The sequence below is a fragment of the Sphingomonas sp. genome (genome assembly GCF_048594985.1).
Taxonomy (GTDB): domain Bacteria; phylum Pseudomonadota; class Alphaproteobacteria; order Sphingomonadales; family Sphingomonadaceae; genus Sphingomonas_I.
The window spans coordinates 1-2,700 of record NZ_JBMDXG010000217.1 but is presented as its reverse complement, the minus strand read 5'-3'; the positions used below and the strand labels follow the sequence as shown (position 1 = coordinate 2,700).

General features: G+C 62.6%; 2 protein-coding genes. One reads left to right on the top strand and one right to left on the bottom strand.

All coding sequences use genetic code 11. The annotated features are described in order from the left end of the window. Positions 1-107: 107 nt before the first annotated feature. A complete protein-coding gene (locus tag ACOJSF_RS08555; protein ID WP_420141794.1) occupies positions 108-1,817 on the top strand; it encodes a restriction endonuclease in 1,710 nt (569 codons plus the stop codon). A gap of 92 nt (positions 1,818-1,909) precedes the next feature. On the opposite strand, the gene sucC is transcribed toward ACOJSF_RS08555, so the two are convergent. Next, on the bottom strand, positions 1,910-2,700 hold a 791-nt coding region (sucC, locus tag ACOJSF_RS08550; RefSeq protein ID WP_420141793.1), incomplete at its 5' end, for an ADP-forming succinate--CoA ligase subunit beta.

The following is a 2,700-nucleotide window of genomic DNA, read 5'->3' as shown; positions in this document are numbered from 1 at the left end:
AGCTAGCCCCGAAAGCCGCCGATTAATCGCAAGCCGACTTGCCGCCGATCTCACCTCGTGCTCGAATATCGGTGACGGTGCATAGACGCCGAGGGGGACTGCAAAGCATGAGCGACATCACACTGCATTCGCCGAACCTAGATAAGCTCGAAATCGGCAAGCTCAGCGCAAAATTCAGCGCGCGCGGCGACCGGATCCTGCGCTACTACATCGATATCCGGCACAAGACGATGAATCTGCACCGCGAACTTGGCGCGCCGGAACTGTTCATCCTCCAGAGCAAGGTCGACGCGCTGCTCGCCGATTGGGACTCGAAGCTGGTCGCTTTCGAAACCAAGCGGCTGTTCCAGACCGGTAAGGGCGCGGCCGAAGAAATGACTGCAGAAGCAATCCGCGCCCAGGAGAGTATTGGCCGAATCCTCGCGCATACCCTGGCGATCGACGATGCCATCGACTGGGAGGCGCTCAAAGACCACGGCGAATACGCGATGCCCACGCAGTTCCCCGAACCACGGCCGACCACGGCTGCCCGGCCGGAGCCGGCATATGAGGTCCCGCACATCGGTTTTCTCGACAGGCTGCTGGGAAAGCGCAGGCATCTCGAGGAGCAGGCTGAGATGCGCAACGCTCGCGCGGCCAAGGAGTGGCGAGCCTCTGAGGCCAAGCGCGAGGCCCAGCACGCGGCGGCCACCGCAGCGTGGGCCCTGCGAGAAGATGCGTTCTGGACCGCGCACCAAAACGCAAAAGCCGAATTCCTCGCCGCACAGGCCGCCTCGCATGCCAAAGTTGACGCGCTGCGCGACGCCCTCGCTGATCACGATCCCGATGCCGTGATCGAGCATGCGTCGTTGGTCCTAGAGAACTCTGACTACGGAGGATTGTTCGAGAAGTCGTATGACATGCAGTATCGACCGGCTGACCGGTTGCTTATGCTAGAATATCGGTTGCCTGGGCCTGACGACCTCCCTCAGACCAAGGCAGTTAAATATGTAAAGTCGACCGGCGAGCTAACCGAGACGCGCATCGCCGACCGTGACCGCAAGGCGAACTTCGACAGCGCGAGCTACCAGATTTGCCTGCGCACGCTTCATGAACTGTTTGAGGCTGATGTCGACGGAAACCTCGACGCGATCCTCTTCAACGGAATGGTCGAATCGATCGATCCTGCCACCGGACTGGAGCGGAAGGGTTGCATCATGTCTATCCTAGCGAGGCGCGATGAGTTTTGCCGCATCGATCTCTCCCGCGCCGACCCAAAGGCCTGCTTCAAGGCATTGAAGGGCGTCTCAGCCGCCAGCCTCGCGGTACTGGCGCCAGTCCCGCCGGTCATCGAGATGGACCGTGAGGATCGTCGTTTCATCGAGGGGCGCGACGTCGGCGGCGGTATCGACGCCTCCACCAACATAGCCTCGATCTCATGGGATGACTTCGAGCATCTGGTACGCGAGCTGTTCGAGAAGGAATTCCTTAGCCGCGGCGGCGAAGTTAAAGTCACCCAATCTTCCAGCGACGGAGGCGTCGACGCGATCGCCTTTGACCCCGACCCAATCACCGGTGGCAAAATCGTCATCCAAGCCAAGCGTTACACGCGCACGGTCAGCGTCGCCGCTGTCCGCGACCTCTACGGAACGGTGATGAACGAGGGGGCCTCGCGCGGCATTCTCGTGACGACCTCCGAATATGGACCTGACGCCTACCGCTTCGCCAGCGATAAGCCTTTGACGCTGCTTAACGGAGCCAATTTGCTGCATATGCTGGAGCGGCACGGCTATCGGGCGCGGATCGACGTCACCGAGGCTCGGGCGGCCCGACCTTAAGGACCTCAACACGAAAATCCCCACGCCTTCCGGCATGGGGATTTTCGCATTCCACATCTGACAACGAAGCGGCCGAAGCCGCCCCGCTTGGCTCAGGCGGCCTGCTTGACCTGCGCGACGATCTTCTGCGCGGCGTCGCCGAGGTCGTCGGCGGGGACGATCGGGAGGCCGGAATTGGCGAGGATCTGCTTGCCCTGCTCCACGTTCGTGCCTTCGAGGCGGACGACGAGCGGGACCTGGAGGTTCACCTCGCGCGCGGCGGCGACGACGCCCTCGGCGATGATGTCGCACTTCATGATGCCGCCGAAGATGTTGACGAGAATGCCCTCGACCGCCGGATCGCTGAGGATCAGCTTGAACGCCGCGGTCACCTTCTCCTTGCTGGCGCCGCCGCCCACGTCGAGGAAGTTGGCCGGGAAGGCGCCGTTGAGCTTAATGATGTCCATCGTCGCCATGGCGAGGCCGGCGCCGTTGACCATGCAGCCGATGTTGCCGTCCAGCTTGATGTAGGCGAGGTCGTACTTCGACGCCTCGACCTCGGCCGGATCCTCCTCGGTCTCGTCGCGCAGCGCGGCGATGTCGGGGTGGCGGTAGAGGCTGTTCGAATCGAACGACACCTTGGCATCGAGCACGAGGAGCTTGCCGTCCGTGGTTTCGACCAGCGGGTTGATCTCCAGCATCGACATGTCGGTCGCGACGAAGGCGTTGTAGAGCTGGCCCGCGAGCTTGACCGCCTGCTTGTTGAGGTCGCCGGTCAGCTTCAGTGCGAAGGCGACGGCGCGGCCGTGATGCGGCTGGAAGCCCTCGGCCGGGTCGATCGTCAGCGTGCGGATCTTCTCGGGCGTCGAATGCGCCACTTCCTCGATATCCATGCCGCCTTCGG

Bases quoted from the DNA above. Each gene is read 5' to 3' on its own strand.
- ACOJSF_RS08555 (WP_420141794.1), top strand. From the start codon at position 108: ATGAGCGACATCACACTGCATTCGCCGAACCTAGATAAGCTCGAAATC.